The organism is Promicromonospora sp. NPDC023987, from assembly GCF_040639055.1.
Lineage (GTDB): Bacteria > Actinomycetota > Actinomycetes > Actinomycetales > Cellulomonadaceae > Promicromonospora.
Window position 1 is genome coordinate 52,003 of record NZ_JBEZZF010000003.1, and the last position, 19,275, is coordinate 71,277.

Annotated in this window: 18 protein-coding genes; 11 read left to right on the forward strand and 7 right to left on the reverse strand. The window is 71.4% G+C overall.

Annotated features, from left to right (window positions below; genetic code table 11):
- Positions 1-134 precede the first annotated feature (134 nt).
- The 3 genes from AB0F40_RS02630 to AB0F40_RS02640 all read left to right on the forward strand — a co-directional run bounded on the left by AB0F40_RS02630 (position 135) and on the right by AB0F40_RS02640 (position 5,122).
- Positions 135-1,652 carry a peptidase S10 gene (locus AB0F40_RS02630; RefSeq protein WP_357463734.1) on the forward strand — a complete coding sequence of 506 codons (1,518 nt, stop codon included), beginning with the start codon at positions 135-137 and terminating at the stop codon, positions 1,650-1,652.
- 70 nt (positions 1,653-1,722) lie between these two features.
- Positions 1,723-2,502, forward strand: a complete 780-nt coding sequence (locus AB0F40_RS02635) for a CPBP family intramembrane glutamic endopeptidase (RefSeq protein ID WP_357463738.1) — start codon at positions 1,723-1,725, stop codon at positions 2,500-2,502.
- Between the two features lie 106 nt (positions 2,503-2,608).
- Entirely contained in the window at positions 2,609-5,122 is a 2,514-nt protein-coding gene (locus AB0F40_RS02640; RefSeq protein WP_357463741.1) for a lysylphosphatidylglycerol synthase transmembrane domain-containing protein, read from the forward strand.
- A gap of 12 nt (positions 5,123-5,134) precedes the next feature.
- On the opposite strand, the gene AB0F40_RS02645 is transcribed toward AB0F40_RS02640, so the two are convergent.
- The 4 genes from AB0F40_RS02645 to AB0F40_RS02660 form a co-directional block, all read right to left on the reverse strand.
- The gene (locus AB0F40_RS02645; protein ID WP_357464064.1) at positions 5,135-5,368 is read right to left on the reverse strand and encodes a hypothetical protein; all 234 of its coding nucleotides are present in this window, start codon (positions 5,366-5,368) and stop codon (positions 5,135-5,137) included.
- Positions 5,332-5,757 carry a HipA N-terminal domain-containing protein gene (locus AB0F40_RS02650; protein WP_357463744.1) on the reverse strand — a complete coding sequence of 142 codons (426 nt, stop codon included), beginning with the start codon at positions 5,755-5,757 and terminating at the stop codon, positions 5,332-5,334. Before AB0F40_RS02650 ends, AB0F40_RS02645 begins: the two co-directional genes overlap by 37 nt.
- Complete coding sequence (locus AB0F40_RS02655) at positions 5,742-5,996, reverse strand: helix-turn-helix transcriptional regulator (RefSeq protein WP_357463747.1); 255 nt, start codon at positions 5,994-5,996, stop codon at positions 5,742-5,744. The genes AB0F40_RS02650 and AB0F40_RS02655 overlap by 16 nt, the downstream gene beginning before the upstream one ends.
- Positions 5,997-6,171: 175 nt before the next feature.
- Positions 6,172-6,453: an HU family DNA-binding protein gene (locus AB0F40_RS02660; RefSeq protein ID WP_253872310.1), complete on the reverse strand. Its 282-nt coding sequence runs from the start codon at positions 6,451-6,453 to the stop codon at positions 6,172-6,174.
- Between the two features lie 275 nt (positions 6,454-6,728).
- Between AB0F40_RS02660 and AB0F40_RS02665 the strand changes: the two genes are divergently transcribed.
- Positions 6,729-8,150 carry an MFS transporter gene (locus tag AB0F40_RS02665; RefSeq protein ID WP_357463750.1) on the forward strand — a complete coding sequence of 474 codons (1,422 nt, stop codon included), beginning with the start codon at positions 6,729-6,731 and terminating at the stop codon, positions 8,148-8,150.
- A 10-nt stretch (positions 8,151-8,160) separates the two neighbouring features.
- On the opposite strand, the gene AB0F40_RS02670 is transcribed toward AB0F40_RS02665, so the two are convergent.
- Together AB0F40_RS02670 and AB0F40_RS02675 are read right to left on the reverse strand one after the other, a co-directional pair.
- A complete protein-coding gene (locus tag AB0F40_RS02670; RefSeq protein ID WP_357463753.1) occupies positions 8,161-8,907 on the reverse strand; it encodes a copper resistance CopC family protein in 747 nt (248 codons plus the stop codon).
- 91 nt (positions 8,908-8,998) lie between these two features.
- Complete coding sequence (locus AB0F40_RS02675) at positions 8,999-11,113, reverse strand: NAD(+) synthase (protein ID WP_357463756.1); 2,115 nt, start codon at positions 11,111-11,113, stop codon at positions 8,999-9,001.
- Positions 11,114-11,310: 197 nt separating this feature from the next.
- Between AB0F40_RS02675 and AB0F40_RS02680 the strand changes: the two genes are divergently transcribed.
- The 7 genes from AB0F40_RS02680 to AB0F40_RS02710 all read left to right on the forward strand — a co-directional run bounded on the left by AB0F40_RS02680 (position 11,311) and on the right by AB0F40_RS02710 (position 17,003).
- Entirely contained in the window at positions 11,311-11,742 is a 432-nt protein-coding gene (locus tag AB0F40_RS02680) for an HIT family protein (protein ID WP_357463759.1), read from the forward strand.
- 113 nt (positions 11,743-11,855) lie between these two features.
- A complete protein-coding gene (locus AB0F40_RS02685; RefSeq protein ID WP_357463762.1) occupies positions 11,856-12,152 on the forward strand; it encodes a DUF4287 domain-containing protein in 297 nt (98 codons plus the stop codon).
- Positions 12,153-12,334: 182 nt separating this feature from the next.
- On the forward strand, positions 12,335-13,555 hold the full coding sequence (locus tag AB0F40_RS02690; protein ID WP_357463765.1) for an amidohydrolase: 1,221 nt from the start codon (positions 12,335-12,337) through the stop codon (positions 13,553-13,555).
- Positions 13,556-13,735: 180 nt separating this feature from the next.
- Positions 13,736-15,130, forward strand: a complete 1,395-nt coding sequence (locus AB0F40_RS02695; protein ID WP_357463768.1) for a histidine kinase — start codon at positions 13,736-13,738, stop codon at positions 15,128-15,130.
- Complete coding sequence (locus AB0F40_RS02700; RefSeq protein ID WP_357463771.1) at positions 15,127-15,792, forward strand: response regulator transcription factor; 666 nt, start codon at positions 15,127-15,129, stop codon at positions 15,790-15,792. The genes AB0F40_RS02695 and AB0F40_RS02700 overlap by 4 nt, the downstream gene beginning before the upstream one ends.
- A 145-nt stretch (positions 15,793-15,937) precedes the next feature.
- Positions 15,938-16,342, forward strand: coding sequence for an SHOCT domain-containing protein (locus AB0F40_RS02705; RefSeq protein WP_357463774.1), 405 nt, complete (start codon positions 15,938-15,940; stop codon positions 16,340-16,342).
- Between the two features lie 193 nt (positions 16,343-16,535).
- On the forward strand, positions 16,536-17,003 hold the full coding sequence (locus AB0F40_RS02710) for a hypothetical protein (RefSeq protein WP_357463778.1): 468 nt from the start codon (positions 16,536-16,538) through the stop codon (positions 17,001-17,003).
- Positions 17,004-17,075: 72 nt separating this feature from the next.
- On the opposite strand, the gene AB0F40_RS02715 is transcribed toward AB0F40_RS02710, so the two are convergent.
- Complete coding sequence (locus AB0F40_RS02715) at positions 17,076-19,160, reverse strand: penicillin-binding transpeptidase domain-containing protein (RefSeq protein ID WP_357463781.1); 2,085 nt, start codon at positions 19,158-19,160, stop codon at positions 17,076-17,078.
- Between the last annotated feature and the right edge of the window lie 115 nt (positions 19,161-19,275).

Here is a 19,275-nt window from a genome sequence, read left to right on the forward strand (position 1 = left end):
CAGGAGAATGCAAGGAAGTTCGGTGTGGTCGGCAGTTCGTCAGGAGATCGGTAGCCCGAGCTGCCGATCTCCTGACGAACTGCCGAACACATTCGCCCTGGAGCCGGCCGCACCAGGCGGGGTAGGTTCCCCGCGTGACGGACGATGAGAAGACGCAGACCGACTCCGCGACGACGAACAGCTCGGGGACGGCGGAGAAGCCCGAGCCCGCCGACGACCTGGTCACCACGAGCCACACGCTGCACACCCCGCAGGGTGACCTCTCGTACACGGCGACGACTGGCCGGATCGTGCTCCGCCAGGAGGTCCTCACCGAGGACAAGTACGACGGCCGCAAGGCCAAGGCCGAGGTCTCGATCACGTACTACACCCTCGACTCCGCGCCGGGCACGGAGCAGGGCGACACCGACGTGACCCGCCGTCCGGTGACGTTCGCCTTCAACGGTGGGCCCGGCTCGTCGTCGGTGTGGCTGCACCTGGGCCTGCTCGGACCCCGGCGGGTCGACTCGGGCGACGTCGGCAGCCTGACCCCGCCCCCGTACGGGCTGGTCGACAACCCGGAGACCCTGCTGCACGTCTCCGACCTCGTGTTCATCGACCCCGTCTCGACGGGCTTCTCCCGCGCCACCGAGGGCGAGCAGGCCAAGCCGTTCCACGGGTTCACGGGCGACCTCGAGTCCGTCGGCGAGATCATCCGCCTGTGGACGAGCCGCAACGACCGGTGGATGAGCCCCAAGTTCCTGATCGGCGAGTCGTACGGCGGCACCCGCGGCGCGGCCCTCGCCGAGTACCTGCAGCAGCGCTTCGGGATGTTCTTCAACGGCGTCATGCTCGTGGCCCCGGCGCTGAACCTGGAGGCACTGTTCGACGGCGAGCGCTCCAACCTGCCGCACCCGCTGTTCCTGCCGCTCTACGCCGCGACGGCGCAGTATCACGGCCTCCTCGGCGACCGCACGATGGACGACGTGGTGGGCGAGGCCCGGGACTGGGCGGGGACCTACGCCTCCGTCCTGGCCCGCGGCGCGCGCGTGCCCGACGACGAGCGGGCCGCCGCCGTCGCCAAGATCTCGTCCCTGACCGGGCTGAGCGAGGACTTCGTTGACCGGGCGAACCTCCGCCTGGAGCACACCCGTGTCTACGCGGAGCTGCTGCGCTCCCGCCGCCTCGTGACGGGCCGCCTCGACACCCGGTTCACGGGCCCGGCCGACCACTACATCCACGAGCAGATGCCGTACGACCCGTTCATGACCGCCACCGCCGGGGCCTACACGGCAGCGCTGCACCACTACCTGCGCGGTGAGCTCGAGTACGAGCACGACGCGATCTACGAGGTGCTGTCCCGCCAGGTGCACCCCTGGTCGTACAAGGAGTTCGAGGGTCAGGCCGTCGACGTCGCCGACAAGCTCGCGACGGCGATGATCATCAACCCGCACCTGCGGGTGCACATCGCCATGGGCCGGTACGACGGTGGTGTGCCCGTCGAGGCCATCGAGTACAGCCTCGACCAGATGGCGATCCCGGCGTCCTACCGCGACCGCATCGAGACCCGGGTCTACCCGGCGGGGCACATGATGTACGTCCACCCCGAGTCGCGGACGGCACAGGCTGCGGATCTGACGGACTTCGTCCGGCGCGCGTCCAACCGCGGCTGACCGGGCCGACGGCGGTCGCCGCCGAGCGCGGGTGCGGCCCGCGCTCAGCGGCGGCTGCTATAAACGGCGCGTGTCTTCCAACCGTCGCGTCGCCGCCGAGGTGTGGATTGTGCTCGGGCTCAGCCTGGGTCAGTCCGCGGTGTACGCCATCGTCAACATCGCGGCCCGGCTCACCGCGGGCACGCCGCTCGCCGAGCAGACCGCCACGCTCAACGCGAGCCAGTCCGAGCGCCCGTACCTCGACCTGGTGTACCAGCTGCTGAGCATCGGGTTCGCCCTCGTCCCCGTGGCCCTGGCCCTGTACCTGCTGAGCGGGCAGGGCCGCAGCGCCGTCCGCAGCCTCGGCCTGGACGGGAGCCGGCCGGGCCGGGACCTCGGCTGGGGCGTCGCCCTCGCGGCCGCGATCGGCATCCCCGGGCTCGCGTTCTACGCCCTCGGGCGTGCGGTCGGCATCACCGTCGAGGTGCAGGCCAGCGCACTGGACGTCCACTGGTGGACCGTCCCGGTGCTGCTGCTCAGCGCGTTCCAGAACGGCGTGGTGGAAGAGGTCATCGCCGTCGGCTACCTGTACGAGCGCACGCGGGAGCTCGGCTGGAACCGGGTGAAGTTCATCGTCGCCAGCTCGCTCCTGCGCGGGTCCTACCACCTGTACCAGGGCATCGGGCCGTTCCTGGGGAACGTGGTGATGGGCATCGTCTTCTCCTGGTTCTACACGTCGCCCAGGTTCCAGGCCGGCGGACGACGCCGGGTCATTCCGCTGGTCATCGCCCACACCCTGCTCGACGTGGTGGCGTTCGTCGGCTACGCCCTCGTGCCGGCCGAATGGCGGGAGGCGCTGGGGATCCGGTGAGGACCCGCAGGCGGGCACAGGGGATATTCGCGACCTGACCTGGATATAACGGGCGTCACCGCCGACCCTCCGGCCATGCGCGACCCAACGCCCCTAGAATCCGAAGATGTCCAACTCGCGCACCGGCCGCGCTGACGCCGGTGCCGAACGCTCCGACGCACCGCAGAGAGCGCCGGCCGGATCCGGCCTCGGCCTCGTCCGCGTCGTCGACTCCCCGGAGGAGCGCGTGCGGCACCCGCGTGCGCTGGTCTGGATGATCGGGTGCGCGCTCGGCGTCGCGGGCGTCATGATCCTGTCGGTCGTCGCCCACGGCACCACGGAGGGCGTCACCGAGGACGTCCGCGGCTTCAACGACCTGCTGGCGACGATCCTCTTCATCCCCGTCGCGGTGCTGCAGGGCCTGGTCAGCCTGTTCGCCCCGGTCGCCGTGCTGATCGAGCTGGCGGTCCGCCGCCTGGGCCGGCAGATCATCGAGTCCATCGTCGCGGCGGTCCTCGGGCTGCTGCTCGGCGTGCTCACGACGGTCCTGGTGCAGCACCTGGGCTCGGACGAGCTCGTGCGGGGCCTGTCGGTGTGGGAGCGCGGCGTCGGGTACGTACTGACCATCCCGGAGTACGCCGTCGCCGTGACCGCGATGCTCACCGTCGCGGGGCCCGCGACGCGGCGTCGTACCGTCCGGATCTCCTGGAACCTCATGTTCGCGGCGCTGCTGATCGTCCTGATCACCGGCCAGGTGTCGCTGCCTGGCGTGCTGGTCGCGCTCCTGCTGGGGCGGCTCGCCGGCTCGTCCGTGCAGTACGTGTCGGGCACCCGCAGCGAGCGCGCCTACGGAGCGGAGCTCGTGGCCGCCGTGCGCCGCGCCGGCTACGTGCCGACGTCGCTCATCCGGGTGCATGTCCCGGCCGAGGGCACCTCCGACGACCCGGTGGCGGTCGCCCTGAGCCGCGCCGGCGACCATCGCGTGTACGCCCTGAACTGTGACGACGGCGTGCGCCGCGACGTCGTCGTGCTCGACGGCGACCGTCAGGTCGTCGGGCTCATCACCCGCTTGTGGCGGGCCCTGAGGCTGCGGGGCATCGAGGGGCGGGCGGCAATCTCGCTCAAGGCCGTCGCCGAGCGCACCGCCCTGCTGTCCTACGCCGCGACGGCCGCAGGGGTCCGTACCCCGCGGCTCCTGGGCATCGGCGAGTTCGGGGACTCGATAGCGCTCGTCCTGGAGCACGCCTCCCCCGCCGTCTCGCTCCGGGACCTGCCCGACGACGACGTGCACGACGACGTCCTCGCCGAGGCCTGGGAGCAGCTCGGCCGGGCCCACGCCACGGGCCTCACACACCGCGCTCTCACCCAGGACGTCCTGCTCACGCACCGCGACTCCGCGCCGGACGAGGACGACGACGCCCACGTGTGGATCACCGGCTGGGAGCAGGGCGACATCGCCTCGTCGCCGCTGTCCCGGCGCCTCGACCTCGTGCAGATGCTCGCCCTCCTCGGGCTGCGGGTCGGGCCGCGACGCGCCGTCGCCTCCGCGGTGCGCGCCCTGCCCGACGCCGACATCGCCGCCATCGGCCCACTGATCCAGTCGATAGCCCTGCCCCGCACCACGCGTGAGGAGGTGCGGCGCGCGAAGGGCCTCCTGGGCGAGCTGCGCGACGCCCTCGTCGAACGTCTGCCCGAGGCCAGCGTGCAGCCGCAGCGGATCTCCAGGTTCAGCGCGCGCACCGTGCTCACCACGACGCTGATGATCACCGCGGTCGCCGTGATCGTGACCACCATCAACTTCGACGAGATCGCCCAGGCAGTGCGCGACGCGAATCCGTGGTGGATCGCGCTGGCCTTCGGGCTCGCGATCCTCACCTGGCTCGGGGCCGGCCTCACGCTCGTCGCGTTCTCCCCCGCCCGGGTACCGATCGGACGCGCCACGCTCACGGCCGCCGCCGGTTCGTTCGTGGCGCTGGCGGCGCCCGCGGGGATCGGGCCGGCCGCGCTCAACCTGCGGCTGCTGACCCAGCGCGGGGTCGCGATGTCGATGGCGGTCGCCACCGTGGCGCTGGTGCAGGTGTCGCAGTTCGTCGTCACCGTGCTGCTGCTCGTGGCCCTGTCGATCTTCACCGGGTCCGGTGCGCTCGTCGAGCTGCCGTCCCCGGCGGTGCTGATCACGCTGGCAGGTGTCGCGCTCGCCGTCGTCGCGACGCTGCTGGTGCCGCCCGTGCGGCGGTGGGGCATGGGGTACATCCGGCCGCGGCTGCGGCAGGTGTGGCCCCGGCTGGCCCAGATGCTGAGCCACCCGGGCCGGCTCGCGCTCGGCGTCGCGGGGAACCTCATCATGACGCTCGGCTACATCGTCGCCCTGTGGTGCTGCCTCGCGGCGTTCGGGGAGTCGCTCTCGCTGGTCGACATAGCTCTCGTCAACCTCGTGGGCAACGCGCTCGGCGCACTCATCCCGACACCGGGCGGCCTGGGTGGCGTCGAGGGCGCCCTGACGGCCGGGCTGTCCGCCGCGGGAGTGCCTGCCACCATCGCGTTCTCCGTGACCATCCTGTACCGCCTGTGCACCTACTGGGGCCGGGTCCCGATCGGCTGGGTGGCGATGCGATACCTGGAACGCAAGGGCGACCTGTGACGGTGAGCACGGTCAGAGCTTCGCGAGCGCAGCCGCGCAATGTTCCCCGACCCGAGTGAGCATCCGATCTCGCAGCGCTGCCGTGCGATGTTCTTCGAACGCCTGCTCCAGCGCTCCTGGAATGTCAGTGGCGAGCTCCCGGACGATCGCTCGAACCCGGTCAGCTGACATGCGGCACTGGCGAGCCAGTTTTCCCCAGTGGGTTGCCGTCACCAGACCGAACTTCTTCTCCCCACCGATGCCCATCGCTGAAAGGTCCAGCTCGTGGGCAGTACTCGTAGGTTCGTAGGGGAACGCCGAAGCGACGTCAGTTGCGTCCCTGATAGTGGTGTAACGCGGTTGGCGTGATCGTCTCGGCGAGACGTGATGCGCCCGTTGACGCCGAACCTCTGCCCCCATCGTTCGCGAACGTCGCTGTTGTCCGGGAGCAGTCCTTCGAGGAACGGATCGATCCGTTTCTTGGCATAGGAGCTAGGAGCGATGGGCATCGCCAGAGACAATGGGGTGCCACCGGCCTCGGCGTACGTTTCGGCATAGGTGAAGAAGTGGCCGCCTCCAGCCGTCTGCACGAGCGTGCCGATGCGTTGCCCGTAGAGGTGGACCGCAAGAGAACGGTCGGTCACAGGTCCCCCCACTTCAGATCGATGCCCACGTCGCCGGTGTTCGACGCCTCCTCAAGGACCATGACCAGACCGAGCGCCCGTGCGATGGTGATGATGCGGCCGATCTCGCCGGCGGAATGGCCGTTCTCGACGTTGATGATGGTGCGACGCGACACGCCGGACCGCTCCGCCAGCTCTGCCTGAGTCAGCCCAGCTTTCAGACGAGCCGCCCTCAGACCGATGCCCAGCGAGTGCGCGTCACGTATCACCATGATGTGAACGTACCTGCACTTTCACTCCATGTGCAAGTACGTACACATCGACCCGATGTGCACGTACGTGCACATCATCCGCGGTAGGGCAGGCAGCACACCCTCCCGGACACGCGAAGGCCCGGCCCCGTGGGGAGCCGGGCCTTCGCGTCGCTGGAAAATCAGCGGAGAAGCGTCACTTCGCGACGGCCTTCTTCAGCAGCGAGCCGGCGCTGATCTTCACACCGAAGTTCGCGGGGATCTGGATCTCCTCGCCGGTGCGCGGGTTACGGCCCGTGCGGGCGGCACGCTCGACGCGCTCGGCCGAGAGGAAGCCCGTCACCTTGACGGCCTCGCCCTTGGCGAGCGACTCGATCAGCACCTCCTGGAAGGCGTTGAGCGCGGCCTCGGCCTCGGTCTTGTTGATCTCAGCCTTGTTGGCGATGGCCGAGACGAGCTCGGACTTGTTGAGCGACATGCGGTTCCCTTCTTCGGTCACGTCGTGCGGCGGTACCCGCCCGACGACGAGGCCCCATACTGCCAGCAGATCGGCAGGAATTCGCGGAGAACGGGCACTTCTACGGCGAGTCGTGGGTAACTTTCCGCTCTCAGAGGACGCGAACCTGTGTACGAGCCTGTGGACGACGACGGTGTAACGGCTCCCGAGGCAGTGTCACCACGCATTATCCGATGACTTCCGCAACCCATAGCGGTCTACCGTTCCGGTAGGTGCAACGCCAATGAGAGGAAATCGTGGAGAAACCGCCGTCCGAGGTCCCAGTCACCGTCGAGGGCGCCGTCGACACCTCCGAGACGGTCGCCGAGCCTGCCGAGCCGGCCCCCGGGAAGGCCTCTGAGAAGGCCCCCCAGAAGGTGCCGCACGCGCGCCGCAACCTGGTCGTGCTCGTGTTCAGCAACCTGCTGGCCGGGGTCGGCGTCGCGTCCGGTGCCGCCGTCGGAGCGCTGCTCGCGGAGAGCCTCGGTGGCACGTCCATGGCCGGCCTCGCGCAGGCCGTCGGTGTGCTGGCGGCCGCGGTCGCCTCGATCCCGCTCGCGACGCTCGCCCAGGTCCGCGGACGCCGCTGGGCGCTGTCGCTCGGGTACGGCTTGTCCACGATCGGTGCGCTGCTCATCGTCACGGCGGCGGTCCTCGGGCAGCTCGTCGTGCTCCTGGTGGGCCTCACCCTCTACGGCGTGGCGAACGCGACCAACCTGCAGTCCCGGTACGCGGCCGCCGACAACGTGGGTTCGGGCGCGCGCGCGAGGACGATGTCGATAGTCCTGTGGTCGACGACGGTCGGTTCGGTCGTCGGCCCCAACCTCGCCGCGCCCGGGGCGGCGCTGGGCAGCGGGTTCGGCGTGCCCGACCTCGGCGGGCCGTACCTCTTCTCCATCGTCGCGTACCTGCTCGCCGGGCTCCTGCTCGCGGCGCTCTACCGGGACCCGGCGGGCAGCCTGGCGGTGGCGAGCGCCCGCACCGCCGTCGGGCAGCCGGGCGGGCGGGGCGACGGCGCTGGGCGCGCCGAACCGAGGCGCACCGGTGCCCTCGCCGCGCTGCGCTGGGCCTGGGCGCACCCGCAGGCACGGTTCGCCGTGGTGACCACCGCCGTGGCGCACGGCGTGATGATCATGGTGATGGTGATGACGCCAGTGCACATGCTGCACGGCGGCATGTCGCTGCGGCTGGTGGGCATCGTGATCAGCCTGCACGTGCTGGGGATGTTCGCCTTCAGCCCGGTGTTCGGGTGGCTGGCCGACCGCTTCGGCCCGCTGCGCGTCGCCGTCGGCGGGATGGTGCTCCAGGGTGCGGCGGTCACGCTGGGCTTCACCGCGGCGGCCCTGGTGCCCGACGCCGGAGCGCACGCCGGGCACGGCGCCACCGCTCCGGGGCTCGACACGGAGGTGCTCACGGCGGTGGCGCTCGTGCTGCTCGGGCTGGGCTGGTCGGCGTGCGTGATCGCGTCGTCGGCGGTGCTGGCGTCCGTGTCCGAACCACACGTCAAGCTGCCGCTGCAGGGCGCTACGGACGCGCTGATGAACTACTTCGGCGCGGGTTCCGCCGCGCTCGCCGGCCCGCTTCTCGCGTGGGGCGGATTCCAGGCGGTCAACACGGCGGGCGCCATCCTGCTCGTGCCGGCCGTGGTGACCGTGATCCTGGCGGTCCGGGCGCGCTGACCCGGCCGGATCAGCCCTTGGGCTGGTTCTCGTTGGGCTTGTCGCCGTCCGGGTCCTCGGGGTCGGCCTCGTTGGCCTGGCGCAGCTTGTCGTTCTCGAGGATCTTGCGGCGCATCATCACCACGACGCCCAGCACCACGAGCACCGCAGCGAGGATGCCGCCGGTCACGGCCAGGCCGCTGACGCCCGCGCCGTCTCCGTCGCCGGCGAGCTCGGACACCGGGCCCGACTCCTCGGCGCCGTCGGTGGGCTCGTCGACGGGCGCCGCCTCCTGCGTCGACATCTCGGGCTCCTCGGTGGCCGCGGCCGTCGATCCGTCGGTGGGCTCGTCGCTCGACTCGGCAGAGCCCTCCACCACGTAGCTGAACTCGCCGTCGATCGGGTGGCCGTCGGAGGAGACCACATGCCACGCGACGTCGTACGCGCCTGCCGGCAGGTCGTCGGCGAGCTGTGCGGTGACCACCTCGTCATCGACCTGGATGTCCTCGCCCCGCGCGGTGGTGCCGTCGGGGCCGGCGAGGACGATCTCGATGCCGGTGTCGAGCGGCGCCGAGCTGAAGGTGAGCGTGATGCTCGCCGGCGGCTCGTCGAGCGTCGCGCCGTCCTTCGGGTCGGACGACAGGAGCTGGTCGTGCGCGCTCGCCGGGCCGCCCACCAGCAGCAGCGCCGCGAAGGTCAGGACCCCGGCGAACACGGTGATCACGCGGACAAGGCGACGGCTCCCGGGCCGAGCCAGGGCTACGGAGACAGCAGGCATAGCGGCACCCTACTCGTCCTTGCTGTGGGCCTGACCGTTGCGGCTACGTGTCCGCCACGGGCACAACGACCGCGCCCGCCACCACGTCGGGTCAGGACTGCGGGACGTTGTTCTCCAGCTCCGTGAGCCAGGCGGCGGGCGGCGCGTCCGACGGCATGCGCCAGTCGCCGCGCGGCGACATCGTGCCACCGGGGGACACCTTCGGGCCGTTCGGCAGGGCCGACCGCTTGAACTGCGAGGCGAAGAACCGGCGCACGAACACGTCGAGCCAGCGCCTGATCGTCGCCAGGTCGTATTCCGTGCGGCCCGACGACGGGAACCCGGGCGGCCACTCGCCGTCGTCCACCGCGTGCCACGCCTGCCAGGCCAGGAACGCGATCTTGGACGGGCGGTAGCCGCGCCGCAGCACGTGGAACAGCGTGAAGTCCTGCAACGCGTACGGCCCGACCGTCGCCTCGGTGGACTGCGGGGTCTCGCCCTCCTCGGTGGGGATCAGCTCCGGCGTGATCTCCTGCTCGAGGATCTCGGCCAGGACGGCGTTGACCGGGCTGCTCGCCTCCGCGGCGAGCTGCCCGCTGTCGATCGACCAGCGGATGAGGTGCTGGATCAGCGTCTTCGGCACGCCCGTGTTCACCGCGTAGTGCGACATCTGGTCGCCGACGCCGTACGTGCACCAGCCCAGCGCCAGCTCCGAGAGGTCGCCCGTGCCGAGCACGATGCCGCCGCGGTGGTTCGCGAGCCGGAACAGGTAGTCGTAGCGCAGCCCGGCCTGGACGTTCTCGAAGGTCACGTCGTACTGCTTGACGCCATCGGAGAACGGGTGGTCCAGGTCGCGCAGCATCTGCTCGGCGGCGGGCCTGATGTCGAGCTCCTGGAACGTCACGCCCAGCGCCTCGGCGAGCCGGATCGCCCGGTCCTTCGTCTCGGCGCCCGTCGCGAAGCCCGGCATGGTGAACGCGTGGATGTCGGTGCGCGGCCGGCCCAGCCGGTCCATCGCCTTGGCGGCGACGATCAGCGCGTGCGTCGAGTCGAGACCGCCGCTGACGCCGATCATGATCTTCGGCTGCCCGATGGCGCGCAGGCGCTGCTCGAGCCCGGTGACCTGGATGTTGTACGCCTCGTAGCAGTCCTGGGCCAGGCGCTCGGGGTCGTCGGGCACGAAGGGGAAGCGGTCCACCTTGCGGCGCAGGCCTATGTCGCCCTGCGGCGGGTGCACGCTGAAGGTGACGTCCCGGAAGCCCCGGCTGGTCGCGCCCGTACCGGTGGTCGAGCCGCCCCCGGTGGTCGAGCCTGTCGAGAAACCCGCCACGCCCATCCCCAGCCCGCGCCGGTTGTCGTCGAAGGTGCCCTGCCGCAGCCGCTCCTGGCGCAGCCGGTCCAGGTCGACGTCGACCACGGTGGCGCGGGCGCCGTCGGGGAACCGCTCCGTCTCGCCGAGCAGGTCGCCCGCCTCGTAGACCATGGTCTGGCCGTCCCAGGAGAGGTCGGTGCTCGACTCGCCCTGACCAGCCGCCGTATAGACGTACGCGGCGGTGCAGCGGTAGCTCCCGCTGCGCACGATCAGGCGACGGTCCTCGGCGCGCGCCACCGTGACCGGGCTCGCGGACAGGTTCAGCAGCACCGTCGCGCCAGCGAGCGCCGCCAGCGCGCTCGGCGGCACGGGCACCCACATGTCCTCGCAGACCTCGACGTGGAGGTCGAGGCCGGGGACGTCGTCGGCCCGGAAGATCAGGTCGGGGCCGATCGGCACCTCCTCGTCGAGCAGGCTGAGGGTGCCGCGGTACTCGTCGCCGGGGGCGAACTGCCGCTTCTCGTAGAACTCGCGGTAGTTCGGCAGGTAGGACTTGGGTGCCACCCCGAGGATCCGCCCCCTGTGCACCACGACGGCGGCGTTGAGCAGGCGGCTGCCGACCAGCAGCGGCGCGCCGACGACGAGCATCGTGGTGAGGTCGAGGCTGGCCTGCCGGACCTCCGCGAGCGCTTCGAGCACGGACTCCAGCAGGGCGTCCTGCATGAGCAGGTCGTCGATGGCGTAGCCGCTCAGGCAGAGCTCTGGGAACACCGCGACGGCCACGCCGTCGTCGTGCAGCCGCCGCGCCTGTTCCAGGATCGCTGCGGCGTTGGCGGCGGGGTCGGCGACGGCGACGGGGATGGTGCAGGCCGCGACCCGGGCGAACCCCTGGGCGTAGGCGTTGTAGAAGTCCACGGGTTCGAGTCTATGGATGCGGGCCGTGTGATGAGTCGGGACATCGTTCCGGACCCCGATGCCGGTGCCGGCCGGTCCGCTTCGAGCATGCGATCTGGCCTGCTCCAGGGCGCTGGGCCGTGCCTTACCGCATTCTGGTGGAGGACCTTCACGTGGACCTCGACGCGCATGGCCGATGTCTCGCTAGGGTCCCCCTCATGACCCAGGACCCCGACTGCCTCTTCTGCCGCATCGTGCGCGGCGAGCTGCCCTCGACCCGGATCGACGAGGACGACCGCACGCTCACCTTCATGGACATCAACCCGGCGTCCGACGGTCATGCGCTCGTGATCCCGAAAGGTCACGCGCGCGACCTGCACGACATCACGCCAGAGGACCTGGCCGCCTGCACCCTCACCGCGCAGCGGATCGCGGGCCGTGCCGTGCAGCGGCTCGGTGCCGACGGCGTGAACCTCCTGAACTGCGCCGGCGCGGACGCCTGGCAGACCGTGTTCCACTTCCACCTGCACGTGGTGCCACGGTTCCGTGACAGCCCGGACCGCGACTCGCTCCGCCTCCCGTGGACGCCGACGCCGGGCGACCCGGCCCGGATCGCCGCCGCGGCGGATCTCCTGGGCCCGGCCACCTGAGCGAGGGTCTGGGGTGCCGGTCCGACGCGGCGATGAGTTCCGTGGGCCGCCGCCGTCTGACCTGGTAGAACGCGGCGCCGACCGGCACTGCACCGCACGTGAAGGGACGTTCCATGTCATTCCAGGCCTACCTCGACGCCGTCGAGACCAAGACAGGGCACACTCCGCGCGAGCTCATCACGCTCGCGGAGGAGCGCGGGTTCACGCCGTCCACCAAGGCCGGCCCGATCCTCGAGTGGCTCAAGGAGGACTACGGCCTGGGCCGCGGGCACGGCATGGCCATGGTCCAGGTCATCACCAAGGGGCCGCAGATCAGCGCCAAGCACGTCGGTTCGTCCGGGTCGCATGCGGACGCGTCCGACACCCTGTGGCTCGACGGCAGGGCGACCAACCCTGCGTCGACCGGCTGAGCGAACCGGGGTCATCGAGCCCAACACCGTGCACGCGAAACGCCGAGGATGGCGCGCATGGTGTTGGGCTCGCCCTTCCCGGGTCCAACCGGCCCGGCTCAACCAGTCCGGCTCCACCAGTCCGGCTCCACCAGCTCCGGCCACATTGCCGGAATCTCGTTAGCCTGGGTAATGATGTACCCATGACAACCCGCTCCACCATCGCCATCATCAACGCCCACGTGGTCCCCGTCGCGGCCGAGCCCGTCGACAACGGGACGGTCCTCATCACGGACGGCGTGATCACCGCCGTCGGCCAGGACGTGACGGTCCCCGAGGGCACTGCGACGATCGATGCCCAGGGCAAGTGGCTCCTGCCCGGCTTCGTCGAGGCGCACGGCCACCTCGGTGTGCACGAGGAGGGCGAGGGGTGGGCCGGCAACGACACCAACGAGATGACCGGCCCCGACGGGTCCGCGCTGCGCGCCCTGGACGGGATCCAGGTGGACGAGGAGGGCTTCCGTGACGCCCTCGCCGGCGGCGTGACGACCGCGGTCATCAAGCCCGGCTCCGGCAACCCGATCGGCGGCCAGACCGTCGCGATCAAGACCTGGGGCGGCCGCACCGTCGACGAACAGCTCGTGAGCGACAGCGTGTCGGTGAAGTCCGCCCTCGGCGAGAACCCGAAGCGGGTCTACGGGGACAAGGGACAGCTCCCCTCCACCCGGCTGGGCGTCGCCAACGTCATCCGCAAGGCCTTCGTCGACGCGCAGAACTACGTCGCGCAGCGCGACGCCGCGGCGGCCGAGGGCAAGCCGTTCGACCGGGACCTCGCCAAGGAGACGCTGGCCCGCGTGCTCGCCGGCGAGCTCGCCTGGGACCAGCACACGCACCGCGCCGACGACATCGCCACGGCGATCCGCCTGTCGGAGGAGTTCGGCTACCGGCTCGTGATCAACCACGGCACCGATGGCCACAAGATCGCCGACGTCCTCGCAGAGAAGGACATCCCGGTCATCTACGGCCCGATGTTCACGTCCCGCTCCAAGGTCGAGCTGCGCGACCGCTCGATCCTGAACCTGGTCAAGATGGCCGAGGCCGGCGTCCGCGTCGCCATCACCACAGACCACCCCGTCATCCCCATCAACTTCCTGGTGCACCAGGCGACGTTCGCCCTCCGCGACGGGCTGCCCTGGACCACCGCGCTGGCTGCTATCACCACCAACCCGGCGTCGTTCCTCGGCCTGGACACCCGGGTGGGCGCCATCAAGGAGGGGCTCGACGGCGACGTCGTGCTCTGGTCGGGCGACCCGCTCGACACCACGGCGCGCGCGGAGCGCGTCTTCATCACCGGCACGGAGGTCTACACCTGGGACCCGGCCGGAGACGGCGGGCGCGGCGCGGGCCGCGTGCTGGAGCGCTGAGCACGGGCACGCAGGGACCGCACGTGGTCGGTAGAAGGTCAGGTGTTCGGTAACCCGGGTTGCCGATCACCTGACGTTCTGCCGACCACAGTCACCGCACCTCGCCCCGGCACCCCGGTACGACACGCACCGGCACCGCGGTCCGACGTGGCCGGCCGCCGCCGGGCGTAGCGTGCGAGCATGCTGGGTACTTCCCAACCTCCGGGCGACACCCCCGTGGAGCCGCACGCCCCCGGGCCGTTCGACCGCACCCGGCCACGTGCGTTCGTCGCCGTGGCCGTGGCGATCGCGACCAACCTCGGCTCGGTCGGTGTGGCACGCGGCCAGGTCTGGGCGACAGAGCCCGGCCTGGTCGGGGCGCTCCTGCTCCTCGTCGCGCCGGCGGCGCTGCTGTTCCTCCTGCCCCGCCGTCCTGCGCTCGCCACGGTCCTGACTGTCGCGGCCACAGTCACGTTTCTGCTGCTCGGCCGCCCGTGGGGCCCGGTCTTCCTCGGTCCGATCGCCGTGCTCGCAGGCGTCATGCTCAGCGGGGAGGTGCGCCGTGCCCGCCGGATCGCGTGGTCCGGCGCCGCCCTGTTCGCCGGGGCCGTCGGCGCCGTCGCCGCGTTGATCGCCCCGCGCATCGAGCGACTCGTGGCCGACCTGCCGCCCAGCCGGCACGAGAAGTGGGGGCCGGGCTCCGGCTGGGGCCACGGGGGCGGTGCCTGGTTCCTGAACATCGAGGCGATGATCGCCGGGGCAGCGTGGATCGCCGTCGTGCTGCTGATCGCGAGCGCCGCCCGGGACCGGATCGCACGCCGGACGGCGGCGCGAGCCGCGGCCAGGGCGACCGCGGCCGAACGCGAACGCACCGCCGTCGCCTCGGAGCGCCTGCGGATCGCGCGCGAGCTGCACGACGTCCTCGCCCACTCCCTGTCCGCCATCAACGTGCAGGCCGGCGTGGGACTGCACCTGCTCGAGAAGAATCCCGGGCAGGCCCGTGAGGCCCTGTCCAACATCCGCGACACCAGCAAGGACGCGCTCGCCGAGGTCCGCACGGTGCTGGGCATAGTCCGCGAGGGCACGACGCCGCCCCCGGGCACGCTGCCTGCCGACGCCGCGCCCCTCACTCCCACCTGGGACCTCAGCGGGCTGCGTCACCTGGCCGACCAGGCTCGCGCCGACGGGCTCGACGTCACCGTCGACCTCGCCCCCGGCATCGGCGACCTGCCCGACCACGTCGCCGGCGTCGTGCACCGTGTGGTGCAGGAGTCGCTGACCAACGTGCGCAGGCACGCGCCGTCGGCCCGCCGGGTGGCGCTGCGGGTCACCCGGGACGAGAGCGTCGAGGTGGTGGTGGCCGACGACGGCGTCCAGGCCGTGCCCTCCGGCGAACCCACCGAACCCGGCTACGGGCTCCTCGGGATGCGTGAACGCGTGGAGGGTTCTGGCGGCACCCTCCACGCGGGTCCGCGCCCGGACGGGGCGGGCTGGGAGGTCCGGGCCACGCTCCCGCTCGCAGCGCGGGCCGAGCCGACCCGCCAGGATTCTGCCGAACAGACGGATACCCGACCCGAGCCCGGAGAAACCACATGATCGACGTCCTGCTCGCCGACGACCAGGCGCTGGTCCGCGGCGGCTTCCGCGCACTGATCGACTCCGAGGACGACATGCGCGTCGTGGCCCAGGCCGCGACCGGTGACGACGCCGTAACCCTCACCCTCGACCACCTGCCCCAGGTGGTGCTCATGGACATCCGGATGCCGGGGCTGGACGGGCTCGAGGCGACGCGGCGGATCATCGCCGAGCCGCGGGCTGCGGGCGTGCACGTCGTGGTGGTGACGACGTTCGAGCTGGACGAGTACGTCACGGAGGCGATCCGCGCCGGGGCCTCCGGATTCCTGGTCAAGGACACCGAGCCCGCGGAGCTCGTGCGGGCGGTGCGCGTGGCGGCGTCGGGCAACGCGCTCCTGTCGCCAACGGTGACACGACGGCTGCTGGCCAAGGTCGCGGAGGCGACGCGTACGGTGCGGCCGGTGCCCGCGCTGACCGAGCTCACGCCGCGCGAGCGCGAGGTGCTCGTCGAGGTGGCGGGCGGGCTCGCGAACGACGAGATCGCGGGCAAGCTGTACCTCTCGGAGTCGACGGTGAAGACGCACGTCTCGCGCGTGCTCATGAAGACCGGCTCGCGGGATCGCGCTCAGCTCGTGGTGCTGGCGTACGAGGCAGGCCTGGTGCGCCCCGGCTGGGCCGGGTAGAGCTGGGCCGCGTAGAGGTGGGCCGGGGATACGGCACCACGGGGGTAGGGGAACAGGTACGCGGGGGCGACGACCCCGGCGTCGGGCGGCGAGAGCCTGGTGCTGTGGCCGGAACGTCCGGCCGAACCGAATGCTGGAGGTCGACATGCTCACCGCGACGACGGAGGTCCTCGCCAACGGGCCCCACAACGGCTGGGACGGACCCGGCCCGTTCTTCTTCATCATCCCGCTGCTCTGGTTCCTGCTGTTCGCGACGGTGATCATCCTGATCGCCCGCCGCGCCCGGCGCGGAGCACGCGGCGGATGGGGCGGCCCCTGGGCGGCGCACGCGGCGGCGGGCGCCGACCCGGTGACGCTGCTCGGCACCCGGTTCGCCCGCGGGGAGATCGACGAGGCCGAGTACCGCTCACGTCTCGCCGTGCTCCGCTCGGCGGACCCCTACCCGACGGCCCACCCGAGCGCCGGCCCGGCGGCCGGTCCGACGGCGGCCGGCGCACCCCCCGCGGCTCCCACGCCGCAGGACCAGCCGCCGGCTGACGACGACCGCTGACCGCCGCTGACGGCCGCTGACGGCCGCTGTCTGCCGCTCAGCGGCGGCCGGCGCAGGTGCCGGGCGCCCAGGCCACTCCGGTGGCCCGGGCGCCCGGCAACGATTGGTCTCCTGTTGCGGGGGTGCCGCTAGACTCGCGGGCGAGTGCGACCGAACGCACTTTTCTGACCCGATGACGTGAGGGAAGTAGATCGTGAGCACCAGCAAGAACTGGGCAACGGCCGCACTGGTCAGCTGTGCACTACTGCTGTCCGGATGCGCCGCCCTCGAGGACATGGCCAGCGACTTCAGCCCGTCGGGCGAAGAGGTCGCGCAAGACGCTCCCTCGCCCGTCGCCGAAGCCCCCGTCAGCACCGGCGAGTACGACCTCGTCGAGTCGTGCAACGCGTTCTTCACCGGCCCGATCGTCTCGACGGTCTCGCAGGCCGCTGACGCCGTCCAGGCTCCGCTCAGCGAGGAGCTCACCGGCACCGTCAGCGACATCAGCAGCAACATCGGCCTGCTGATCGGCAAGTCCGACGAGGTCAGCATCGCCCACCTCGAGGCAGTGCGTGCGCCGTTCGACCAGGCGCTCGACGGCTCCATCGCCCGCCCCACGGCGGTCGAGACGGCCATCAAGGAGTACAAGGCCACGTGCGAGGAGGCCGGCTTCAAGGGCTGACCCCCTCGGCACGTCGGCCGAACGGCGAGCCCGACCGACGACGGCGAGCTCGGCCGCTGGACGGCCAGCGGGTCAGCTGCCCTTGAGGAACTCGTGCATCACCGGGCCGGCCGTCGTCGAGCCGAGCTCGCCCTCCTCGATGAACACGACAGCCGCCAGGTCGTTCGCGATGGCGAGCATCCAGACGTGCGCCTTGCTCCCGTCGCCGAACTGCGCGGTACCGGTCTTCGCGCCGACGATTCCCGGCACGTCCTGCAGCACCGCGGCCGAACCCTCCTCGACCACGCCGCCCATCAGGTCGCGCAGGGTGGCCGCCTCGTCAGCGGTCAGGTCGCCCGACGGCGCGTCGGCCTCCTTCTCGCCCGACGGTTCCACCAGCCACGGCGACACCGTGTGGCCGGCCGAGACGCTCGCCGCGACCGTGGCCATGGCGAGCGGTGTCGCCAGCACCTTGCCCTGGCCGATCATCGACGCGGCGTGCTCGGTGGCCGGCGCTTCGGTCGGGACGTCGCCCAGCGCCACCGCCGCCCCGAAGGCCGCGGGCTCGACGCCCAGACCGAGCGACGCCGCGGCGTCGTGGAGCTGCTGCTGCGAGATCTTCTGGTGCTGCGAGATGAAGCCCGTGTTGCACGAGTTCGCGAACACCGTCCGGAACGGCACAGCGTCTCCCATCGCGGACGTGGGGTAACCGGGCACGTTCTGGAACTCACGGCCCTCGACGTTGATCGTCGCCGTGCACGGCAGCGCGGTCTCCGGCGTGATCCCCGAGCGGAGCATCGCGAGGGACGTCGCGATCTTGAACGTCGACCCGGGCGGGTACTGGCCCAGCGTCGCCGTGTTGTACCCGTCGGAACCCGGACCCGACGCCGCGGCGAGCACCTCGCCGGTCGACGGTTTGATCGCGACGATGGCACTCGCCAGGTCGTCGAGGTCGGCCAGCGCGGACTCGGCGCGGCGCTGGGTCGCCGGGTCGAGCGTGATCGTCACCGGCTCGCCGTCCTGCTTATCGATGGTGAACGCCTCGCGACCCTCGCCCTCCGCGGGTTCGATGGTCACCGCGAGTCCTGGCACGCCGCGCAGCCGGTCGTCGTGGGCGGCCTGCAAGCCGGAGAGACCGACCATGTCGCCTGGCTTGACGGTACCCTCCGACTTCTCGACGATCTCCGCGGTGGCCTCGCCGACCGAACCGAGCACGCCCCGGGCGAAGTCGCGCTCCTTCGCGAGCGGCAGCTCGTCCGGGATCCCGACGACGCCGTCGATAGCCATGGCGGCGTCGAAGTCGTACTCCGGGTCGTTCTCGCGGATGGTGATGACCTCGACGAACGCCTTCGCCCCGGCCGATTCCACCTGTGCGGCGATGTCTTCGGTGGTCGCCTGGTCGAAGTCCAGAACGTCGCCGAGCTTCGTGGCGGCGGTGTCCCAGCCCGGCCGGGTCTTGTCGATGCCCACGTGGTGCACCGGCGTCATGCCGACGAGCGTCTCACCACTGGTCGTGACGATCTCGCCACGCAACGGTTCGGTGCGCTCGACAGCCAGCCGCTCGCCTGCCTCCAGGCCGGGGACCAGGACGTCCGTGCCCCAGGTAGCCTCCCACGCGCCGGCCTCCCCGTCCGTCGGGCCCGGGTAGGTCAGCTCGGTGACCGTCTCGTACTCCCAGGCCTCCTCCGCCGCGACGGGCCAGGTCCAGGCGAACGTGGCGGTGGCGGTCGCGGTGCCGCCGTCGCCCTCCTGCATCGGCGTCACGCTCTTGACCGTGACGGTCCCGGAGTCCTCGCCGACGGCGGCGAGCATCTGCTCGAACACCCGGGCGTACTGCTCGTCCGGCGACGCCGACGTCTCCATCACGAGCGGGACGTCCGCCGGTGTGCCCGCCTCGAGTGCGGCCGCCAGCTCCTCAGCGGCGACCTCAGGGTCGGGGACGGGCGGCTCGCGGAACAGGAACCAGGCCCCGGCGCCCAGCGCGAGGAGGACCAGGACGACGATGCCGATGATGAGCGCCCGGGTGCCCTTGCGGGGCGGAGCCGGAGCCGCGGGTGGCGGAGTCGGAACCGCGGGTGGCGGCCCTCCGGCCGGCGGCACCGTGGCGTACCCACCTGGCGGAGGCGGTACCGGCGCATGACCGTCCGCGGGCAGATGGGGTGAAGGGTGTCCGCTCATGCCCTGGAGCCTAAGGGGACCGTCATGGTCAGCACGTGTTATCTCTTGGGAGAATTGGGGCGAGCCCGGGTGAAATAGAGCGGGGCCGCCGAACCCCCTGGATCTGCGGCCCCGC